General features: G+C 59.4%; 18 protein-coding genes and 1 pseudogene. 6 read left to right on the forward strand and 13 right to left on the reverse strand.

The genetic code is table 11. From position 1 onward, the window contains the following. Window positions 1–34: 34 nt before the first annotated feature. The 12 genes from AC1DNI_RS02515 to sppA all read right to left on the reverse strand — a co-directional run bounded on the left by AC1DNI_RS02515 (window position 35) and on the right by sppA (window position 14,186). Window positions 35–433, reverse strand: a complete 399-nt coding sequence (locus AC1DNI_RS02515) for a VOC family protein (RefSeq protein ID WP_477690703.1) — start codon at window positions 431–433, stop codon at window positions 35–37. Further along, on the reverse strand, window positions 430–2,028 hold the full coding sequence (gene murJ, locus AC1DNI_RS02520; RefSeq protein WP_477690704.1) for a murein biosynthesis integral membrane protein MurJ: 1,599 nt from the start codon (window positions 2,026–2,028) through the stop codon (window positions 430–432). Before murJ ends, AC1DNI_RS02515 begins: the two co-directional genes overlap by 4 nt. After that, a complete protein-coding gene (locus tag AC1DNI_RS02525; protein WP_477690705.1) occupies window positions 2,029–4,842 on the reverse strand; it encodes a [protein-PII] uridylyltransferase in 2,814 nt (937 codons plus the stop codon). A gap of 87 nt (window positions 4,843–4,929) precedes the next feature. Next, a complete protein-coding gene (gene mutS, locus AC1DNI_RS02530; protein WP_477691462.1) occupies window positions 4,930–7,587 on the reverse strand; it encodes a DNA mismatch repair protein MutS in 2,658 nt (885 codons plus the stop codon). 175 nt (window positions 7,588–7,762) lie between these two features. Further along, on the reverse strand, window positions 7,763–8,605 hold the full coding sequence (gene olsB, locus AC1DNI_RS02535; protein ID WP_477690706.1) for a l-ornithine N(alpha)-acyltransferase: 843 nt from the start codon (window positions 8,603–8,605) through the stop codon (window positions 7,763–7,765). Between the two features lie 278 nt (window positions 8,606–8,883). Continuing rightward, complete coding sequence (lspA, locus tag AC1DNI_RS02540) at window positions 8,884–9,387, reverse strand: signal peptidase II (RefSeq protein WP_027230629.1); 504 nt, start codon at window positions 9,385–9,387, stop codon at window positions 8,884–8,886. Between the two features lie 12 nt (window positions 9,388–9,399). After that, window positions 9,400–10,269: a TrmH family RNA methyltransferase gene (locus AC1DNI_RS02545; RefSeq protein WP_477690707.1), complete on the reverse strand. Its 870-nt coding sequence runs from the start codon at window positions 10,267–10,269 to the stop codon at window positions 9,400–9,402. Next, window positions 10,266–11,300, reverse strand: coding sequence for an RsmD family RNA methyltransferase (locus tag AC1DNI_RS02550; RefSeq protein ID WP_477691463.1), 1,035 nt, complete (start codon window positions 11,298–11,300; stop codon window positions 10,266–10,268). Before AC1DNI_RS02550 ends, AC1DNI_RS02545 begins: the two co-directional genes overlap by 4 nt. Before the next feature lie 144 nt (window positions 11,301–11,444). Further along, complete coding sequence (lhpI, locus tag AC1DNI_RS02555; RefSeq protein WP_477690708.1) at window positions 11,445–12,422, reverse strand: bifunctional Delta(1)-pyrroline-2-carboxylate/Delta(1)-piperideine-2-carboxylate reductase; 978 nt, start codon at window positions 12,420–12,422, stop codon at window positions 11,445–11,447. A gap of 33 nt (window positions 12,423–12,455) precedes the next feature. After that, complete coding sequence (locus AC1DNI_RS02560) at window positions 12,456–12,788, reverse strand: lipopolysaccharide assembly protein LapA domain-containing protein (protein ID WP_027230625.1); 333 nt, start codon at window positions 12,786–12,788, stop codon at window positions 12,456–12,458. A 41-nt stretch (window positions 12,789–12,829) separates the two neighbouring features. Continuing rightward, window positions 12,830–13,114, reverse strand: coding sequence for an integration host factor subunit beta (locus AC1DNI_RS02565; protein ID WP_027230624.1), 285 nt, complete (start codon window positions 13,112–13,114; stop codon window positions 12,830–12,832). A gap of 85 nt (window positions 13,115–13,199) precedes the next feature. Continuing rightward, on the reverse strand, window positions 13,200–14,186 hold the full coding sequence (gene sppA, locus AC1DNI_RS02570; protein ID WP_477690709.1) for a signal peptide peptidase SppA: 987 nt from the start codon (window positions 14,184–14,186) through the stop codon (window positions 13,200–13,202). A 258-nt stretch (window positions 14,187–14,444) separates the two neighbouring features. Between sppA and lptC the strand changes: the two genes are divergently transcribed. The 6 genes and pseudogenes from lptC (at window position 14,445) to ptsN (ending at window position 19,805) form a co-directional block, all read left to right on the forward strand. Continuing rightward, window positions 14,445–15,182: an LPS export ABC transporter periplasmic protein LptC gene (gene lptC / locus AC1DNI_RS02575; protein WP_091946859.1), complete on the forward strand. Its 738-nt coding sequence runs from the start codon at window positions 14,445–14,447 to the stop codon at window positions 15,180–15,182. Window positions 15,183–15,238: 56 nt separating this feature from the next. Next, complete coding sequence (locus tag AC1DNI_RS02580; RefSeq protein ID WP_153666650.1) at window positions 15,239–15,835, forward strand: LptA/OstA family protein; 597 nt, start codon at window positions 15,239–15,241, stop codon at window positions 15,833–15,835. 118 nt (window positions 15,836–15,953) lie between these two features. After that, window positions 15,954–16,682 (forward strand): annotated as a pseudogene (lptB, locus tag AC1DNI_RS02585) (LPS export ABC transporter ATP-binding protein); the annotation flags it as partial. 154 nt (window positions 16,683–16,836) lie between these two features. Continuing rightward, window positions 16,837–18,468 (forward strand): RNA polymerase factor sigma-54, encoded by a 1,632-nt coding sequence (gene rpoN, locus AC1DNI_RS02590; protein ID WP_477690710.1) that lies wholly within the window; start codon window positions 16,837–16,839, stop codon window positions 18,466–18,468. Between the two features lie 215 nt (window positions 18,469–18,683). Next, window positions 18,684–19,277, forward strand: a complete 594-nt coding sequence (gene hpf / locus AC1DNI_RS02595; RefSeq protein WP_036813481.1) for a ribosome hibernation-promoting factor, HPF/YfiA family — start codon at window positions 18,684–18,686, stop codon at window positions 19,275–19,277. Between the two features lie 63 nt (window positions 19,278–19,340). Continuing rightward, on the forward strand, window positions 19,341–19,805 hold the full coding sequence (ptsN, locus tag AC1DNI_RS02600; protein ID WP_027230619.1) for a PTS IIA-like nitrogen regulatory protein PtsN: 465 nt from the start codon (window positions 19,341–19,343) through the stop codon (window positions 19,803–19,805). Window positions 19,806–19,887: 82 nt separating this feature from the next. Here the strand turns inward: ptsN and AC1DNI_RS02605 are convergent, their stop codons facing one another. After that, window positions 19,888–20,322 carry a Fur family transcriptional regulator gene (locus AC1DNI_RS02605; protein ID WP_027230617.1) on the reverse strand — a complete coding sequence of 145 codons (435 nt, stop codon included), beginning with the start codon at window positions 20,320–20,322 and terminating at the stop codon, window positions 19,888–19,890. Window positions 20,323–20,343 lie beyond the last annotated feature (21 nt).

Raw genomic sequence — 20,343 nt, forward strand, 5'->3', positions numbered from 1 at the left:
CGGTTTTGGCAGAGCCACACGCAGTATTCAAGCCCTATATCGTTGGCTGCTTCAGTTCGAGCAAGTCCCACTTGTTGCCGTAGAGATCCTGGAACACGGCGACGCTGCCATATGGCTCATGGCGTGGCTCTTCAAGGAAGATGACGCCTGATTTGACCATCGCCGAATGATCGCGCTCGAAGTCGTCCGTGTGAAGAAAGAAAGCAACCCGTCCGCCCGTCTGGTTGCCGGTGGCGGCTTCCTGGGCTTGTCCGTCCGCTTTTGCAAGGAGGATACGCGTTCCGCCGTCGCCAGGCGCCACGACCACCCAGCGCTTTGATTCAGAAAGCGCCGTATCCTCGACGAGGCGAAAACCGAGCTTCTGCGTGTACCAGGCGATGGCTTCATCATAGTCGCGCACGACAAGCGTGATCAATCCGATGCGGCGGCTCATGGTGCGGCATCCGTCGGCGTTGCTTCAGCGGCCTTCGCGCCGCGCTTCACGTTGCGGCGGATCATGGCAAGGCTGGCACCGCCCGTGCCGAAGGCAAGGGCAAAGTAGGAGATCATCGCAAGGATGACCAACGTCAGCACGGCAACGGCCTGCGTGTGGAGCGGCGCATGCGGTGCAAGCGCAGGGCCCATCCAGATAATCGCGTAATGAAGGCCGACCGCCATGATAGCCGCGGATATGAACAGTCGCGGGATGCGGGTGAGGAGAGGGATGTCGCGTCCCCAGTGGCCGCGCCAAACCAAGGTCGCAAAGAGCAGGATGGCGTTGACCCAACCAGCGACGATCTCGGCGGTGGCGATGCCGGTCTCGTACATGATCGGGAAGAGCGTGAGGGCGAGGGAGACATTTACCGCCACGGCAATTGCCGCAAAGATCATCGGTGTGCGGGTGTCCTCACGGGCGAAGAACCCGGGAAGGAACGCCTTGATCAGCACGAAAGCCGGAAGCCCCAACCCGTAGACGGCAAGGATATTGCCGACCGTATGCGTCGAGGTGGGGGAGAAATTGCCGCGCTCGTAAAGCATGCGAACGATCGGTTCGGACATGACGAGCAGTGCCGCTGCTGCCGGCAGCGTCAGAAACAGGGTGAATTCCACCGAGCGGTTCTGCAGGCTCGACGCTTCCTTGAGGTTGCCCGAGCGCAGCGCGCGTGCAAGCTCCGGCAAAAGCACGGTAGCGACGGCAATGCCTACGACGCCGAGCGGCAGCTGGTAGATGCGGTCGGCATAGGCGAGCGAGGAAATGGCCCCGGATTTCGCCGAGGCAATGTTGGTGTTGATCAGAAGGTTGATCTGCGTGATGCCCCCGGTCACCGCCGCGGGAAGTGCCAGAACCAGCAGGCGTTTCACGTTCTTGGTAAGATGCGGCAGGCGGAAACCGATGGTGATGCCGGCATTGCGCACCGCAATCCACACGATCGCAAGTTGCACGAGGCCGGAGACCATGACACCCCAGGAGAGGGCGTAGCCGACCTGCCTGCCGTCCTGGCCCGTATACCAGGCATAGGCAAGGACGCCGATCAGAATGACATTGAGAAAGACCGGGGCGATCGCAGCGGCAAAATAGCGGTGCAGCGAATTCAGCATCCCGCTCATCATCGCCGCCAGCGACATGCAGGCGAGATATGGGAACATGATGATCGCCATGCGCACCGTATTGTCGAACTTCATCGGATCCTCGACAAAGCCCGGCGCGATGACATAGCGCACGATCAGCGGCATCGACACTTCCATCAGGATCGTCAGCGTCAGCAACACCGTGAAGAGGACGCCGAATACCTCTTCGGAGAAGCGCCGCGCCCCATCAAGACCGTTTGCCTCGATCTCCTTGGCAAAAAGCGGAACGAAGGCAGCGTTGAAAGCGCCTTCGGCAAAGAGCCGGCGAAATGTATTGGGGAAGCGGAAGGCCGCGTTGAAAGCGTCGGCGATCGGCCCTGTGCCGAGCGCGCTCGCCATCAGCATTTCGCGGGTGAAGCCGAAGACGCGGCTCATCAGCGTGCCGGATGCGACAGTTGCAAATTTCTTGACGAGACTCATTTATTCCGCCGTCATGAGGATGTTTTGCCGCTGCGGCTGGGCGGTGGTTATGTCGCCTTCGCCGAAGAGCGCGAGCAGCTTCTTGCGAATGCGGTTTTGCCGCGCCGTGTTGGTGACTTTCTGGCCGACGAGGTCCGTCACGTAAAACACGTCGATGACCTTTTCGCCGAAAGTCGTCACATGCGCCGAGGCGATATCGAGCGAAAGATCGGAAATGATCCCGGTGATCTCTGAAAGAAGGCCGGGCCGGTCGAGCCCCTCCACCTCGATGACGGTGAACTTGTTGGAGAGCGTATTGTTGATTTCGACGCCGGGTTCGATACGGAAGGCGCGAACCGCCCGCTTCGGCTTGGTGCGCGCCGCCAGCATTTCGGGAAGATAGCTGCGGCCGGAAAGCACATCCTCGATCAGGCGGCCGACATTCTTCGCCCGCCTCCGCTCGTCGTCATCGGTCGGAAATTCGCGGCTGATCAGGATCGTATCGAGCGCCCGCCCGTCGCTGGTCGTGAAGATCTGCGCATCGACGATGTTGGCGCCCGCCGCGGCGCAGGCGCCGGCAATGATCGAGAGCAGGCGTGGATGGTCCGGCGATAGAACCGTAATCTCAGTGACGCCTTCGAAATCATGGGTCTTGATCATGGTGGACAGCGTCTTGCCGGCCGCATCGGATTCGCGAATGAAGTTCGCGTGGCGGATCTGGTCGTCGAGGCTGACGGTCAGGAGATAGTTCTGGTAGTGCAGCGCCAGGTAGGACTGGCGCTCGATCTGCGGCCAGGAAGACAGTGCGTGTTCGAGCTGAGACCGTGCATGTTCGGTGCGTTCCTTGCGCGGAACCTCCGAGAAGCCGCCGGTCAGCAGCAATTCTGTCTCATAGAAGAGATTGCGGAGCAGCTGCCCTTTCCAGCCGTTCCATACGCCCGGACCCACCGCCTTGATGTCGCAGATGGTGAGGATCAACAGCAGCTTCATGCGGTCGAGCGATTGCACGATTTCGGCGAAATCCTCGATTGTCTTCCGATCGTTGAGATCACGCGATTGCGCAACCCGGCTCATGGTCAGGTGCTGCTCGACGAGCCAGGCGACGGTCTCCGTATCAGCCTTGGAGAGGCCAAGCCGGGGTCCTAGCCGCCTTGCGATGCGGGCGCCTGCAGTCGAATGATCTTCGGGACGTCCCTTGGCGATGTCGTGCAGGAGCAGCGCCACGTAGAGGATCTTGCGATCCTTCTTGAGCCCCGGCATGATCTGGTTGGCCAGCGGGTGTTCCTGGCCAAGATCGCCATGGTCGATCTCCGACATCACCGCGATGCAGCGCAGGAGGTGTTCGTCGACCGTATAGTGATGATACATGTTGAACTGCATCATCGCGACGATCTTGCCAAAATCCGGGATGAACTTACCCAGCACGCCGGATTCGTTCATGCGCCGCAAGATCAGCTCGGGATTGCGCTCGGAAGTCAGGATTTCGAGAAAGAGCCGGTTCGCTTCCGGGTTCTCCCGCAATTCGCTATTGATCAGCGACAGCGAACGGGTGACGAGCTGCATCGCATCGGGATGAAACTCGAGGCCCTGCTGGTCCGCATAGTGAAACAGGCGGATGAGGTTTACAGGGTCCTTCTCGAAGACACCGTCATTGGCTATGGTGATGCGATGGTTGTCGATGACGAAATCGCTTGTCCCGGCGATCTTGCGCTTGCGACGGGAAAAGGTCAGGAAAATCCTGTTGAAGCCGGGCACATGCTTGGCCTGTTCTTCCTCGAGTGCCGCGCAAATGATGCGCGTCAGGTCGCCGACCTCCTTGGCAACGAGGAAGTAGTGCTTCATGAAGCGTTCGACGTCACGCTGGCCGGGATGCGCCGTATAGCCAAGTCGCCGTGCGATCTCGCTCTGGATATCGAAAGAGAGCCGTTCCTCGGCCTTGCCGGTCAAAAAATGCATGTGGCAGCGCACCGCCCATAGAAGGTCCTCGGCCTTGCGGAACTTGTTGTGCTCCGACCGCGACAGCACACCGAGCTTGACCAGCTCATCGCTGGTTTTGACGCGGTAGTAGTATTTGGCGATCCAGAACAGCGTATGCAGGTCGCGCTGGCCGCCCTTGCCCTCCTTGACGTTGGGCTCGACCAGGTAGCGCGTGGCGCCGGCCTTGCGGTTGCGCGCATCGCGTTCGGCAAGCTTGGCCTCGATGAATTGCGGACCCGTTCCCTTGACCACTTCGTCGTCGAACCGCTTTTCCAGCGAAGTGAACAGCTCCTCATTGCCACAGACATAACGCGCCTCGAGAATGCTGGTGCGTATAGTCATGTCCGCCAGCGACAGACGAATGCATTCATCGAGATTGCGGGTGGCGTGCCCGACCTTGAGCCCGGCGTCCCACAGCATGTAGAGGATATACTCTACAACCTGTTCGCCCCACGGCGTTTGCTTGTAGGGCAAGAGAAACAGAAGATCGATATCCGAGCCCGGCGCCAGGGCGCCGCGTCCATAGCCGCCGACCGCGACGATGCTCATGCGCTCCGCTGTCGAAGGGTTTACCGCAGGATAGACATGAGCAACCGCGAATTCGTAGAGCGCCGAAATGATCTGATCCATCAGAAAGGAAAGCCGCATGGCGCAACGCGTGCCCCCGGCATCGTTCATCAGCAGCTCTTCCGCCTTCTTGCGGCCGGATGCGAGCGTTTGCTTGACAAGCTGCAGCACGTCGTTGCGATCGACGGATGCTGCCCCATTGTCCTTCGCCGCCTTGACCAGATCTTCAAACTGCCGATGAAGTATGGTGGGGTTGACGATCTGTTCCAGTTTCAGGTCTGAGGCGTTCATGAACACGACTTTATGGATGATGGCTCGCTATAGCGCGAAATCAATTCAAACGGAATGACTTCATTTGAAACAGGTCAAACACGCCCTTCATGAATTCGTTGCTGCAATGCCTTTCAGGCGGTAGAGCACTTCAAGCGCCTCGCGTGGCGTCATTTCATCGGGATTGACGCCGGTGAGCGCGGCGAGCAGGGCGCTGTCTTTTCCCTGTGCCGGCTTGGGTGCCTGGCGCTTCACTTCAACAGAAAACAGTGGCAGATCGTCGATCAGCTTATCGGCCTTGCCCGACGTATTGCCTGCCTCGAGCTGGTGCAGAACGTCGCGGGCCCGGCTGACGACCGCTTCCGGCAGGCCGGCGAGGCGGGCGACCTGAACGCCATAGGACCGGTCAGCCGCGCCCTTGGCGACCTCGTGCAGGAAGACGACATCGCCGTCCCATTCCTTGACCCGCATCGTGACGTTGCCGAGGCGCGGCAGCTTCTCGGAAAGCGCCGTCATCTCGTGAAAATGCGTGGCGAAGATCGCCCGGCACTGGTTCTTCTCATGCAGATATTCGACCGCGGCCCAGGCGATGGATAGGCCGTCGAAGGTCGCCGTACCGCGCCCGATCTCATCAAGAATAACGAGCGAGCGGTCGCTCGCCTGATTGAGGATCGCTGCGGTTTCCACCATCTCCACCATGAAGGTCGAGCGGCCGCGGGCGAGATCATCGGATGCGCCGACCCGCGAAAACAGGCGGTCGACGATGCCGATATGGGCCGAGCCCGCCGGCACGAACGAGCCCATCTGAGCTAGGATCGCGATCAGCGCGTTCTGGCGCAGGAACGTCGATTTACCGCCCATGTTCGGTCCGGTCAGCAACCAGATCGCGCCTTTGCTGGTTCCCTCGGGAGATAGCGTACAGTCATTGGCCACAAACGGGTTTGCGGCCTGGCGCCGTAGCGACTGTTCGACAACGGGATGGCGTCCGGCGATGATCGCGAAGGCCAGGCTGTCATCCACCAGCGGACGGCAATAGCCCTGTTCCTCCGCAAGGACCGCGAGCGACACCGAGACGTCGAGCGCCGCCAGTGCCGCCGCCCCGGCGCGTATCGCTTCGGCATTTTCGACGGTCTCCCGCGTCAGCTGCTCAAAAACATCAAGTTCGATGCCGAGCGCGCGGTCCGCCGCATTGGCGATCTTGGTTTCGAGTTCCGCAAGCTCGGTCGTCGTGAAGCGCATTGCATTGGCGATGGTCTGGCGATGAATGAACTTTGCCTTGGCCGCATCCGTATCGGTCATCACCGACGCATTGTTGGCCGTCACCTCGATGAAATAACCCAGCACATTATTGTGCTTGATCTTCAGCGACCTGATGCCCGTCGTCTCCATATAGTCGGCCTGGAGGCCGGCAATGATGCGGCGTGAGTGGTCGCGAAGGGCGCGCATTTCGTCAAGCTCGGCATTGTAGCCGGGCCGCACGAAACCGCCGTCGCGCTTGAGGAGCGGCAGTTCATCGGCAAGCGCCGCTTCCAGATGGCTGAGGAAATTGCGCGGCAACCCGGCGAGGCAATCGCGGACCCTCGCAAGCTCGCTCGGCAGGATCTCGGTTCCGATGACGCGGCCGATCTCGTCGGCGGCTTCAAACCCGCGTGCGAGCGCGCCGAGGTCCCGGGGGCCACCCCGTCCGACGGCGAGCCGCGAGAGAGCGCGCGGCATATCCGGCACCCCTTTGAGCGTTTCCCGGACAATGTCGGCAAGCGATTGCTGCAGCAGAAAGAAGGAGACAGAATCGAGACGCGTGGAAATGGCCTCCGGGTCGGTCAGCGGCGCGGTGAGCCGTTCGGATAGCAATCGCGCGCCGCCGCCGGTAACCGTCCGGTCGATGGCCTTGAGCAAACTGCCATCGCGATTACCGGAAAGGGTGCGCAGGAGTTCGAGGTTGGCGCGCGTCGCGGGATCGATGAAGAGCGAGGAGCCTTCCGACTCGCGCTCCGGGCGCATCAGCGGCGGACGCTCCGCGATCTGCGTCTTTTCCACGTAGGCTATGGCGCCGGAAATCGCCGAAAGTTCGGCCCGCGAAAACTGGCCGAACCCGTCGAGCGTGCCGACATCGAAATAGCGTTGGATGCGGTTTTCCGCCGTTGCGCTGTCGAAAAGGCTTGGCGGCTGCGGCGTGACTGAGCGACCGAGAATGTCGAAGATCGGACGAAGGTCCGGATCGTGGAAAACGGGATCGGCGACGATGAGTTCGCGCGGTTCGACCCGCAATATATCGGCGAGCATGCGGGACGGGTCGGTTTCGCCGACGCGGAAGGTGCCGGTGGAAATATCGATCCAGGCGAGCGCGAACTGGCCTTGGCCTGCGCCCTTCACACGGCCGAGCGTCATCAGATAATTGGCCTCGGATGGATCGAGCAGCTTTTCCTCGGTGATCGTCCCCGGCGTTACCAGGCGGACGACATCGCGCTTGACGACCGATTTCGAGCCGCGTTTCTTTGCTTCGGCTGGATCTTCGATCTGCTCGCAGACAGCGACGCGAAAGCCGCGCGCGATGAGCTTCTGCAAATAATCATCGGCGGCATGGACGGGCACGCCGCACATCGGGATGTCGTCGCCGAGGTGCTTGCCGCGCTTGGTCAGCGTAATGCCGAGCGCCCGCGATGCTGCGACGGCATCGTCGAAGAACAACTCGTAGAAATCGCCCATCCGATAAAACAGGAGGCTGTCGGGATTCGTCGCCTTGATCTCGATATATTGCTCCATCATCGGCGTCGGCCGCGCCGATGGCTCGGCATCGTAGGCAGCCGTTTCGATTATGGTTGCAAGTTCCGCCAATGCGCTCTCCTGATAGACCCTTGTCCAGTCTGGAGCAATCTATGCGCAAACGCAGGATTTACCCACCTCTGTAGCGGGTTTCCTGCATTCTTCTCCACAGATGATCTCAAGCGAAGCGCTTTGCTTCCGCGGCGTAGTGGCTGACATAGCGTTCAGCGATGCGGCTGACCGGCAGGATGATCAACACATCTGTCGTGCCGAAATCGTGATCGATGACGGCGCCGTCCCCGATCATCGCGCCAAGGCGAAGGTAGCCCTTGATGAGCGGCGGCATGGCAAACATGGCGACACGCGGGTTGATCGCCTCGGCCGGAACGAGGTCCATTGCCTGGTAACGGTCAGGCAAGGCGCGCACGTCCCAATCGGGCGTCGCGCGGAAATTATGCTGCAGGAACGAAAGTTGCAGCGCATGGGCTGCAGGAACGGTTCCCTGGAATGAGGCGCATCCGAACATCACCCCGATCGAATGATGGCGGCAATAGGTCCAGATCCCCTGCCACAGGAGCTCCACGGTGCGCTTCGAGCGGTATTCCGGCAGAACGCAGGAGCGCCCGAGTTCAAGGAAGCGCAGATCCGGCTTGGCGTCGACGAGGCTTTCGATTGAATATTCGCTGGCTGAATAGAATCCGCCCGATGCGGAAGCCCGCTCTGAACGAAGCAGGCGGTATGTCCCGACGATCTGCTTGTGCTTGGGGCCGGCGATCGAGGTATCATAGACCAGAAGATGGTCGCAGACTGGATCGAAACGGTCCGCATCGCGCTGTTCGAGCGTCGCCGATCCCTTGGCGCCGAGTTCGTCGAAGAAAACCTTGAAGCGAAGCTGCTGCGCCGACTCGATCTCGTCCTCGGTCTGGGCAAGGCAGACCTCCATCGTGCCGATGCGACCGAGCACCGAAACAAGGTGAGGCGCCACAAGAGGCGAGGGCGTTGAATCAACCTGCGAAACCATGCGCTGATCTTTAGTAGGTGAAGCACGTTCAAGCAAGGCGATGCTCATGTCGATTCGCTCTTAAGGGAGGTTGATCGGTGGTTCGGTCGCCTCCTGAATACTACAAATCGATGACGGCAGCATGACGTGACCGTGGCAGGCTTGGGGCCTATCGTGCCGCCACGTGAATCCTCGGATCACACGACCTGTGGTCGAAGGAATACGGAGAAGGAAGCATCGGAAGATGACCCGAGAGCACCGGCCCGGATCCTTGGGCCAAGCGCAAGGAACCCCCTATCTCAGTTCTTCCCGGGTTCACCCTTCGAAGCCCGGCGCTCGCGCAGCCAGGCGAGCACTTCCTCAAGCACGACCAGCGCCGCGCCGACTGAAATATAGGCATCGGCGAGATTGAAGACGGCAAACGACCAGGTCGGCAGATGGAAAAGAACGTAATCGATAACGTAACCGTGAATGCTCCTGTCGATCAGATTGCCGAGCGCGCCGCCGATGATCAGGGCGAAGCCGAAGCGCGAAATCCAGCGGGTCGCAGCCGTCGTCCACCAGAGATAGCTGACGAAGCAGATGATGACGAGCGTCAGCGCAATCAGCGCAAGGTCGTGCAGACCGCTGAGCATGGAAAAGGCAATGCCATTGTTGTGAACGCGAAACAGTGCGAGGAACGGCAACACGTCGATCTGCTGCTGGTAGTCCATCCCGGTCTCGACCAGATATTTGATGATCTGGTCGCTGACGACCGCAAAGGCGACGACGGCCAATAGATTGTAAAGGGCTTTGGTTTTCATCGTTCTCTTGTTTCAGTTTCCGCCATCGAGCTTGAGCGCGTCGCGCCTTATCTCGAACAGCATGATCCCGGTTGCAATGGCAAGATTAAGCGAATCCGCGCGGCCCTCCTGCGGTATCCGGGCAAGCTTGTCACAGCCGGCAGCGAGTTGGTCCGGCAGTCCCTGCTGCTCATTGCCCATCAAGAGCACAACGGGGCGGTTCGCATAAGGAATGGTGCGGTAATCGACGGCCCCTTTGAGGTGCGTACCAACGACCAGCCCGGCAAAGCCTTTGCGCCAGGCCAGGAACTCGGCCTCGGTGGCGCGCATGAGCGGTACCGCGAAGACCGAACCCATGGTGGCGCGCACGGTTTCGAGCGAGAATGGATCGGTCGTATCGCCGATCAGGATGATGCCCTTGGCGCCGACGGCGTCGGCGGTGCGAATGATCGTCCCTAGATTGCCGGGATCGCGGACCCGGTCCAGCGCCACATAGACGTCGTTGCCTTGCGGCCTCAGTGCAGCAAGCGGCTGGCTCCGCTGCTCGAGGACGCCGACTACCATTTGCGGATTGTCGCGCCGGGTAATGGCGGCAATGACCTTCTCACTGACTTCGAGGACATCGCCGCCCTTGGCGATGGTGCGCGCCGCCACCTGTTCGACAAGTGAATTGCCCTTGCCTGCCTTGGAAAAGACAAGCGTGCGAATCGTCCAGCCGAGATCGAGCGCGTCGATGATCAACTTCAGCCCTTCGGCGAGAAAGACACCCTCCTGATCGCGATATTTTTTCATCGCGAGTGCGCGCAAATCCTTCACGATCGGGTTGGTGAGGCTGGTCACTTCCTTGACCCTGCCGGGCCGCGCGAGTCCGGTGCCTCGGGTGTGGTCGTCGTGTCGCGTCATGTATTTTCCCAACGGCTGAACAGCGAGGTGGAAAGCGCGCGTCCGGAGGAACGTTCACGCAGGATAAGTTCGCCCGACTCCACCGTACCGCCGAGGCCGGTGAACGCATCGCGCATCAATTCGTGGATCGCGAAAAACGAGGCGCGGATCGAATAGGCGGTCAACACGACGCTGAGCGCATCGGGGGAGAGGATGGAGCGGCAGATATCGACCATGTCGGGGAGATTGTCGAAAAGTTGCCAGACCTCGCCGCCCGGCCCGCGGCCATAGGCCGGGGGGTCGAGCAGGATGATGTCGTAGGTGCTGCCGCGCCGTTCCTCGCGCATGACGAATTTCATCGCGTCTTCGCAGATCCAGCGGATGGGCTTGCTGGAAAGGCCGGCCATTTCCTGGTTTTCGCGCGCCCAGGCGATGGCTTTCTTCGAGGCGTCCACATGGGTGACCTCTGCCCCGGCCCGCGCGGCAACGAGCGAGGCAACGCCGGTATAGCCGAAGAGATTGAGCACCTTGACCGGCCGTTTCGCGTTTCGGATCAGCCTGTCCATATGCGCCCAATGGGTGCCCTGCTCGGGAAAAACGCCGACATGCCGGAAGGAAGTGAAACGGCCATAGAACGGCAGCTCGTCGAAAGCGAGCGGCCAGGTTTCACCGAGCGGCACTTTAGGAAAGTGCCAGCGGCCGACGCCTTCCTCATCCGTATTGCCGGTAAAGACCGCATCCGCTTTGTCCCATTCGGCCTTGTCCCAGGCCGGCAGCCAGATCGCCTGGCCCTCGGGACGCACGATGCGGTAGGGGCCATATTGCTCCAGCTTCAGGCCATTGCCACTATCGAGGAGCGCGTAGTCCTCCGAAGGCAGGGTTTCGAGGATAAGGCCGGTTCGCTCATCCGGACGTGCTCCGGACCGGCGGACGAGCACGCGTCGTGGCGACGCGTCCTGGCGTGCGCCACCCTGCGCGGGAGCGTCGATGGCGGGCGTGCGCACCTGCTTGGCAAATTGCGGTCGCGGCTTTACCGGGCTTTGCCATTGCACAGCGCCCTTAGCGGGGTTGGCCTTGCTGGCAGCGCCCTTGGTCTTTCTCGTTTTTCCGCCGGATGGTTTCAAGTCTCGCTTTCCCTGTCTTGGCTAGAACGCTCTAAGCCAAGACGTTGCAGGGCGAAAGCGAAATCCGAGCCGTTAGGCTTGTGATGCAGCGTTTGCCTTCTCGAAAACGAGGATTCCGGCCGCCAAATCCTCAAGTGCGGCACCGACCGATTTGAACAGCGTGATTTCCTCGTCGGACTGACGGCCTTTCATCGTGCCGCGTGTCAGGTCGAACAGGTCGCCGATGACATGCTCCTTACTGACAACACCAGCTTTGATCGGCTGTACGATGTCGCCGCCTTCCTTGAGTGCGCCATCCCTGGTGTCGACAAACACCCGGGCGCGGCGGACGCACTCATCGTCGCTCTCCCGCATGGTCGGGGTGAACGCGCCGATGAGATCGACATGTGCGCCTGGCTTCAGGTGCCTGCCGAGGACAAGCGGTTCGGTCGAGAGCGTCCCGGCGGTGATGATGTCCGCCTCTGCGATTGCCGCATCCTTGTCCGAAACGGCTTTTGCATTGAAGCCGTCGGCGGCAAGGTCCGCCGCCACCTTTTCGGCATTGGCGAAATTGCGGTTCCAGATCGAGATTTCCTTGATCGGCCGTACGGCGCTGTGGGCACGGGCAAGAAAGCCCGACAGCGCGCCGGCGCCGAGGACGACGAGCTTCGATGCGTCTTCGCGCGCAAGGTAGCGTGCGGCGAGCGCCGATGCCCCGGCCGTGCGCCAGATGGTCAGCCGCTGCCCATCTATGAGTGCCTTGGGTTCGCCGGTCTTGCCGTCGAGAAGCAGGTAAACGCCCATGACCGCGGGCTTCGCCACGGCGCCGTTGTCGGGCGATACGGTGACGATCTTGACGCCCATATAGCCCTTGGAGGAGTCACCGAGGGCATCGAAATCCGACCAGGCCGGCATGAGCAGCAAGGTCGATGCTGCGCCATCCGGCCGCTCGACCGTGTGGTGGTGGCGTACGGGCTGAATGACGCCCTGGCGGAACGCCTGTTCGATGGCATCAATCATATCCGGCCAATTCAATAGCCTGTCGACCTCGGCCGGGGAGATCAGTTTCATGTCTTGTTCCTTGGGTTTTCTTGTAATTGTGCCCTAGTGGAGCGAGGGCAGGTTCGGCGTCGCCCCGCTATCGACCGACGCTTTCTTGGCTTCCTTGCGCAGGAGTTCCGCTTCGAGTTTACGCTGGCGCGACAGTTTCCTATGTTTCCCTTGGTTGAACCAGGTAGCAAAACTGCCCAGGATGAGTCCGGCGATCAAGGCAGCGAACAGCCACACGAAGAGCGGGGCCGTGTAGGAAAGCGCGGGGTTTCCGGGATTGAACGGATCGATCGTCAGTTGAACGGGCCCGCGGTTCGCAACCGACAGCGCTATGAGAACGATTGCAAGCGGCACCAGCACGAGGACGATGATAATGCGATTGATCATGTATTCCTCCCGGCGCGCTTCACCCGCCCGTTCGATGAACCTCAGCTATTGGCATTGAGACGGTCGCGAAGTTCCTTGCCGGTCTTGAAAAAGGGCACCCATTTTTCTTCAACCTCGACGCTTTCGCCGGTACGCGGGTTTCGGCCACTGCGTGCAGGGCGGTTTTTGACCGAGAATGCACCGAAACCCCGAAGCTCGACGCGATTGCCCTCTGCCAGTGCATCCGTGATCTCATCGAAGATCGCGCCGACTATATTCTCGACGTCGCGCTGAAACAGATGCGGGTTGCGGTTGGCAATGATCTGCACGAGCTCTGATTTGATCACAGCGAGTTCCCTTTCGGTTCAAGACCAGGAGGACATAGGCCCCACCTCAAGACTATGTCACTGATCTTATATGTTTAATATTCTTTTATTGCGCCCCGGCAGGCTTGCCGTCAACGTGCCAAACAGAAACGAGTCCGTCAAGGAACATGCGGTCTCCGGTGAGCTGATTCACAATTCCGGCGCTCTCCTCCGGCAGGCCGAGATAGCGGGCGAGCATTTTTGTCGCTGAATTTGAGAAGAACAGGCCGAGCGAGGATTTTTCCACGGGCTTCCATTCGACAACCGGTAGTTTGTCGTTGACGCCTTTGGTCTTCAGCCAGGCGATCGCCGTATCCTCGCCGCCGAGTTCGTCAATGAGTTTGTTGGCGATAGCCTGCCGGCCGGTGAAGACCGATCCATCCGCCAGCGCCAGCGCCTGCTCATGCGTGAACTTGCGCCTTTCCTGCACGAGCCCGACGAACCAGTCATAGGAATCGATGATCATGCGGTGGATCATTTCCTTGGCTTCGTCGCTTGCCGGATTGAAGAAATTGGGTTCGGCCTTCAGTGGACTCGACTTGATAGTCTCGACTTTGACGCCGAGCTTGGTCAGAAGCTGCGAAATGTCGGGGTATTGGAACAACACGCCAATGGAGCCGACGATCGACGACTGGCGCGCGACGATATGGTCGGATGCGCTGGCGATCATGTAGCCCGCCGACGCTGCGAGCGTTCCGACTTGCGCGACCACCGGCTTTTTAACGGCAAGCTTGCGCACGGCCTCATAGATCGCCTCTCCGCCCGCTGTCGTTCCGCCGGGGGAATCGACCGACAGGATGACGCCCCTTACGGCGTTGGAATCGGTCACGTCCTTGAGCCGCTTCAGCAGTTCCTCGTTCTCGAAGATCGTGCCTTCAATGCGGACCTTGGCAATGTGCGGCGATGACCTGCTGGAAAACGCATCGGATCCTGCCACCGAAAAATAAAACAAAATCAGTGCGAGAGCGACAATCAACAGCGCCAGGATGCGCCAGAATGTCAGTTTTCGGCGTAGGCGCCGTCTGTCAATAATCGCGTCAGCCGTGTTTGCCATCGTTTTGTCCATTCGTTCTCAACGTCGGTAAAAACAATCTCTGCGACATCACGAGAGGGAAGTCTAGGGTAAGGTTCCTGCGCCGGCATCTCCTCGCACTTCATTAGAAATGCGCTAGGACCTTGTATCTCGCACGCCAACGTCATACTTGTGGTGCGGTGCAACTCGCGCGTTTATCTATTCGCCCGTTTCATCGAAAAATAACCATATTGGCGCCAAGTAGCCATACTATTGTCATTACGTAGTAACAGCCAGGCCATGTCAGTTCAGAGAAACGATACGCATCCGCACGTCCAGGCTGCCGCTGGTGCCGATCACCACGCAGAGGTGGCACGTCAATTTGCGGCGTCCGACAAGGATTCCGGTGTTTTTCGTGCGGCGGAACGCCATTCGCGCCGCGTGCGAATCCTGAAATTTGCGCTCCCAGCAGCGGCGATCGTCGGCGCGGCCATCTTTTCCTGGTTCACGTTCTTTTCGACGACCAACATGCCGAGCAACATCTCGCTGGAGAATGCCGCGCTGGAAAACGGCAAGCTCGTCATGACGAACCCCAAACTCGACGGCTTCACCAAGGACAAGCTTCCCTACAAGATGAGCGCGGTCAAGGCGTTGCAGGAAGTTGGCAACACCAACGTCATCTCGCTGCAGGGCATCAGCGCCGAGCTTCCGCTCGGTAAGGATATGCGCGCCAATGTCCAGGCCAAGTCCGGCGTATTCGACAATGCCAACCGGCAGTTGAAACTCGACAGCGAGATCAATTTCACGACGTCTGATGGCATCAGTGCCCAGATGAAATCGGCGGATATCGATATTGCCGGCAATTCCATGTCCACCAAAGATCCGGTCACTATACGCAACGGCACTTCAAGTATTACCGCCGATACGATGCAGATCAGCGAAAGCGGCAAGGTAATGACCTTTGAGAAGCGAGTAAGGCTTGTCATTCAGCCCACAAAACGGCAAGAAGGTACAGACGCAGTCAAATCAGTCGAGTAGTATTGATGCTCGCTCACTGAGGGTTGTGGGAATATCCGAATTTTTAGGAGAGAACGATGTCGCGCGGGGCAAGACTGATAGGCATTTCGACTGTTGCATTGGGATTGTTGGCATCATCGATGGTCGCATCCGCCGTCGCGCAGGAAAATGCGCCCGGCGGCGGCATCAAGCTCTCCGGCGATCAGCCGATCCAGATCGACGCCGACAAGCTCGTCGTCCATGACAAGGAGGGGACAGCTACCTTCACGGGCAACGTCACCGTCGTCCAGGGCGCGACCCTGCTCAAGGCCGGCTCCATGATCGTCTACTATGTCAAGAAGAAAGAGGGCGACCCGGCCCCCGCCGCGGATGCGCCGAAGACGGGCGGACTTGGCGGTTCGCAGGATATCGATCACCTCGAGGTCAATGACAAGGTCTACGTCAAATCCAATGACCAGGTGGCAACCGGCGATCACGGCACGTTCGACATGAAGTCGGAGGTGCTTGTGCTGACGGGCAATAAGGTGGTTCTGACCCAGGGCGACAATGTCGCCGTAGGCTGCAAGCTGACCGCGCAACTCAAGACCGGCGAAGCCCAGCTTGAAAGCTGCAAGAGCGGCCAGACCGGGCGCGTCTCGATTGTGGTCGCCCCCAACAACCAACCAAAGAACTGAACCGGCGGAACAGCTGTAAGTGTCATTTTTTTCACGTCGCACAAAAGCCAACAGCACCGCGCGGCCGGAATCCAGTCTTTCGCATGAGATGCGTCCTGCCGATCCGGCAGCCATCGACCGCATGAAGGGCACGCTCGTCGCGCGCGGCATAACCAAGGGTTATAATGGCCGTCAGGTCGTCAACGGCGTGTCGTTTGGCGTGCGCGCGGGCGAGGCGGTCGGCATTCTTGGTCCAAACGGGGCGGGCAAGACCACATGCTTCTATATGGTGACCGGGCTTGTTCCGGTCGATAAGGGCACGATCGAGATCGACGGTTTTGATGTTACGACCATGCCGATGTATCGCCGTTCCCGCCTTGGCATTGGTTACCTGCCGCAGGAAGCGTCGATCTTTCGCGGCCTATCGGTAGAAAACAACATCAAGGCGGTCCTCGAAATTGTCGAGAAGGATCGTAGCGCCCGGGCGCAGGAACTCGATTCCCTGCTCGAAGAGTTTCATATTGCCCATCTGCGCAAGGCCCCCGCCATTTCACTTTCCGGCGGCGAGCGACGCCGTCTTGAAATCGCCCGTGCATTGGCATCCCGCCCGAATTTCATGCTGCTCGACGAACCGTTTGCCGGCGTCGATCCAATTGCCGTGGCGGATATTCAGCAATTGGTGCGGCATCTCACGGGACGTGGCATCGGTGTGCTCATTACCGACCACAATGTGCGGGAGACGCTGAAGCTGATCGACCGGGCCTATATCATCCACGCCGGGCAAGTTCTGACCCATGGGCGCCCGGATGAAATTATTGCCAATCCGGACGTCCGGCGGCTTTACCTCGGCGACCAGTTCAGCCTCTGACGCTTCAACTTATACGCGATTCAGCGCAAAATTTTGTCGTACTGCCAATTCACCGCTTCAAAAATGCCGCAGCCAGCGATTTTTGAGCGCCTTGCGATTGACAAGCAAGGATTGGGCCAGTTTTGTACTTCGGTACAGGAGTGCTCCCATCCTCATGGCTTTATCGCCAAAACTCGATCTCAGGCAAACCCAGGCACTGGTGATGACACCGCTGCTCATGCAGTCGATTCGACTGCTGCAGCTGACCCACGTCGAGCTCGAACAATTCATCGAACAGGAGATCGAGAAGAACCCTCTGCTTGATCGCGATGAGGCCAACGGCGACTACCTTGGCATGGAGGAGCGGGCCAGTAGTTCCGACCGTAGTTCCGGTGAGGACGGTGGTAAGAGCGTCACCGGAGATGGGGACGCGGGCGAACACTCCAACGGTCAGGGCGATCATTGGCTCGAAAGCGGCGAAACGATCAGCGCCGGCTCCATGTCCGAAACCTTCGATAGTTCCCTTGAGAATATTTTCCCGGATGATCCCGGTACGCATGATCTGATCGGCGGCGATCTCGCCTCCCAGTGGAAGTCATCGGTGGGAGACGGCTATGTGTCTTCCGGCGAGGGCTACAATATCGAACAGGTAACGGCATCGCCGCTGACGCTGAGGGATCATGTCGGCGAGCAGATTATTTTTACCTTCGAGAGCGCTGCCGACCGCCTCATTGCCGCGGAACTTGTCGACCATCTCGATGAAATGGGTTATCTGCGCGCCGATATCGACGAGATCGCCGAAAGGCTGGGTGTCGAGGCGGGACATGTGGAGCGATTGATCAGCGCCATGCAGGGCTTCGAGCCGGTCGGACTGTTTGCCCGCGACCTCGCCGAATGCCTTGCGATCCAGCTGCGCGCAAAAAATCGCTTTGATCCTGCCATGCAGGCGCTCCTGCAAAATCTTGAGCTCCTGGCCAAGCGCGATTTCCACACCTTGAAAAAACTTTGCCAGGTCAGCGAAGCCGACATTCTCGATATGCTCCGGGAAATCCAGCAACTTGACCCGAAGCCGGGCACGGCGTTTTCCTCGGGGATCGCCGACAGCATTGTCCCCGACGTGATCGTCGACATGGCGGCCGATGGAACCTGGCGGATCGAACTCAACCCTGACGCACTGCCGCGCGTGCTGGTCAACAACAGCTATTACGCAACCCTGTCGAAGGCCAAGGCTTCGCCGCTGGAAAAGACGTTCCTGAGCGAATGCCTGCAGACCGCCAACTGGTTGACCCGTAGCCTCGATCAGCGCGCCCAGACGATCCTCAAGGTTGCAAGTGAAATCGTGCGGCAGCAGGAACAGTTTCTCCTCCAGGGTATAGCATATTTGCGCCCCTTGAACCTGCGTACCGTGGCCGACGCCATCGGCATGCACGAATCGACGGTAAGCCGTGTCACCGCGAATAAATACATGCTGACCAAGCGCGGCGTTTTCGAGCTTCGCTATTTCTTCAACGCGGGCATATCGGCGACCGAGGGCGGCGAGCAGCATTCCTCGCAGTCGGTTCGACACCAGATTCGCCAGCTCATCGATGCCGAGACGCCAAGCGAGATCCTTTCAGACGATACGCTTGTGGATCTGCTGAAAGAGCAGGGGATCGACATCGCCCGGCGCACGGTCGCCAAGTATCGCGAGGCGATGAACATTGCCTCCTCGGTGCAAAGGCGGCGCGAGAAGAAAGCGCAGGCTTCTGTGCGCAAGAAAGATCCTGGCTCTAGATTACTCCATCACTCGGGTGTAGACTCGTTTTGAGTGGGCAATGAACTGGGCCAAAGAAGCCTGGTCAGGGAGAGAGAAGCGCCGGTACTTTGCGACGGTCGGAGCGAAAGCGCGCGTTTGGACATGAAGAATCAGCAAGCGAAATGTGATGGAGCGCTCGCACGGATTGTGCGGGATGGCTTTGCTCGTCTTCCAACATCGGTGTAGATTGATTTGGTAAACGGAAATCACAATGAAGGTGAGCTATCATGAGTCTGCGTGTATCTGGGAAACATATGGACATTGGCGACGCATTCCGCATCCGCATCGAAGAGCGGATCGGAGAGATGGTGGCCAAGTACTTCGATGGCGGATATACCGGCCACGTCACAGTGGAAAAACAGGGTTCGAGATTCATCGCAGACTGCCTTGTCCGTCTGGATACCGGCACGGTTCTCCAGGCGGCCGGTGAAGCCCAGGATCCATTGCTTGCCTTCGACGCTGCGGGCGAACGCGTGGACAAGCGGCTGCGCCGCTATAAGCGACGCTTGAAGTCACATCAGGCGCCGGGATCGAATGGTGTCTTCGATGACGTGTCCTATCGCGTCATGGCGCCGGTACCCGACGATGACGAGGAATTTCCTGAAGATTACGCGCCGACGATCGTAGCCGAAACGTCGATGGCGCTTCGCAGCATGAGTGTGGCTTCGGCGGTGGTCGAGCTCGATTTGAAGGACAGCCCTGTGGTCGTCTTCCGCAACTCTGGAAGTACGCAGGTAAATATCGTATATCGCCGCCCTGACGGAAATATCGGTTGGATCGATCCATCGACCGTAGCGGGTCAAAGTGCGGCCCGTGGATAACAAACGTGAACTACTGCCCGCGCCCGAAATGGGCGCGGACGGTAACTGGAAGGAAGAGAGATAATGGATCTGGGTGATCTCATTCAGCCCGATGCTGTCCTGCCCGCATTGAAAGTCAACTCCAAGAAGCAACTCCTGCAAGCCATGTCGGAAAAGGCAGCCGCCTTGACTGGCCTGAGCGAGCGCGAAGTGTTTGATACGGTCTTGCAGCGCGAGCGCCTCGGTTCGACCGGCGTCGGCAACGGAATTGCGATCCCTCACGGCAAGCTCAATAGCGTGAAGCGCATCACCGGCGTCTTTGCGCAGCTCGATGCGCCGATCGATTTCGAGGCGCTGGACGACCAGCCCGTTGATATTGTCTTTCTGCTGCTTGCCCCGGAAAATGCCGGCGCGGATCACCTGAAGGCCCTGTCGCGCATCGCCCGGACGCTGCGCGACCCGGAACGTGTCGCCAAGCTGCGCACGGCCCACGATGCAAGCCTGCTCTATGAGCTTCTCACGGACCAGCCAACGTCGAACGCGGCGTGATAGTGACGGATCTTTAGTGGATTGCGGTAATCGCAGACTAAGACGGTCGACCACGCCATGTGGAGGATTGGCGAGCTATTTCCTATGAAGATCGGTTGATCTTCCGCGCGTAAAGCTCAAGCCGGTGATGCACGATATCGTATCCGAGCGAGCGGGCGATTTCTTCCTGCAACTGCTCGATTTTCTCCGATTTGAACTCGATGACGGCGCCCGTATCGATATCGATCAGGTGGTCGTGATGCTCGCCATGCGCCTGTTCGAAACGTGATGGGCCACCGCTGAATGCGTGCCGGTGTATCGCACCCATCTCTTCGAGCAAGTTCATCGTTCGATAGACAGTCGAGAGCGAGATGCTGTCATCGATCTCGCTGGCGCGATGGAAAATCTTCATCGCGTCCGGATGGTCTTCGGTCGATGTCAGGATATCGAGAATGATGCGCCGCGGGCGGGTGATGCGGATGCCAGCGTTGCGCAACTCCTTTTCGTAATCCGGCTTCTGATTCATGATATTTTTCATGGCTGCGATTATGCGTCAGAT

Source organism: Phyllobacterium sp. 01N428 (assembly GCF_056399405.1).

Bases quoted from the DNA above. Each gene is read 5' to 3' on its own strand.
- sppA (WP_477690709.1), bottom strand. From the start codon at position 14,186: ATGGCAAACACGGCTGACGCGATTATTGACAGACGGCGCCTACGCCGA.
- ptsN (WP_027230619.1), top strand. From the start codon at position 19,341: ATGGATCTGGGTGATCTCATTCAGCCCGATGCTGTCCTGCCCGCATTG.
- AC1DNI_RS02545 (WP_477690707.1), bottom strand. From the start codon at position 10,269: ATGACGCGACACGACGACCACACCCGAGGCACCGGACTCGCGCGGCCC.
- lspA (WP_027230629.1), bottom strand. From the start codon at position 9,387: ATGAAAACCAAAGCCCTTTACAATCTATTGGCCGTCGTCGCCTTTGCG.
- rpoN (WP_477690710.1), top strand. From the start codon at position 16,837: ATGGCTTTATCGCCAAAACTCGATCTCAGGCAAACCCAGGCACTGGTG.
- mutS (WP_477691462.1), bottom strand. From the start codon at position 7,587: ATGATGGAGCAATATATCGAGATCAAGGCGACGAATCCCGACAGCCTC.
- AC1DNI_RS02560 (WP_027230625.1), bottom strand. From the start codon at position 12,788: ATGATCAATCGCATTATCATCGTCCTCGTGCTGGTGCCGCTTGCAATC.
- AC1DNI_RS02580 (WP_153666650.1), top strand. From the start codon at position 15,239: ATGTCGCGCGGGGCAAGACTGATAGGCATTTCGACTGTTGCATTGGGA.
- AC1DNI_RS02515 (WP_477690703.1), bottom strand. From the start codon at position 433: ATGAGCCGCCGCATCGGATTGATCACGCTTGTCGTGCGCGACTATGAT.
- AC1DNI_RS02605 (WP_027230617.1), bottom strand. From the start codon at position 20,322: ATGAAAAATATCATGAATCAGAAGCCGGATTACGAAAAGGAGTTGCGC.
- murJ (WP_477690704.1), bottom strand. From the start codon at position 2,028: ATGAGTCTCGTCAAGAAATTTGCAACTGTCGCATCCGGCACGCTGATG.
- lhpI (WP_477690708.1), bottom strand. From the start codon at position 12,422: ATGAAACTGATCTCCCCGGCCGAGGTCGACAGGCTATTGAATTGGCCG.
- AC1DNI_RS02525 (WP_477690705.1), bottom strand. From the start codon at position 4,842: ATGAACGCCTCAGACCTGAAACTGGAACAGATCGTCAACCCCACCATA.
- hpf (WP_036813481.1), top strand. From the start codon at position 18,684: ATGAGTCTGCGTGTATCTGGGAAACATATGGACATTGGCGACGCATTC.
- olsB (WP_477690706.1), bottom strand. From the start codon at position 8,605: ATGGTTTCGCAGGTTGATTCAACGCCCTCGCCTCTTGTGGCGCCTCAC.
- lptC (WP_091946859.1), top strand. From the start codon at position 14,445: ATGTCAGTTCAGAGAAACGATACGCATCCGCACGTCCAGGCTGCCGCT.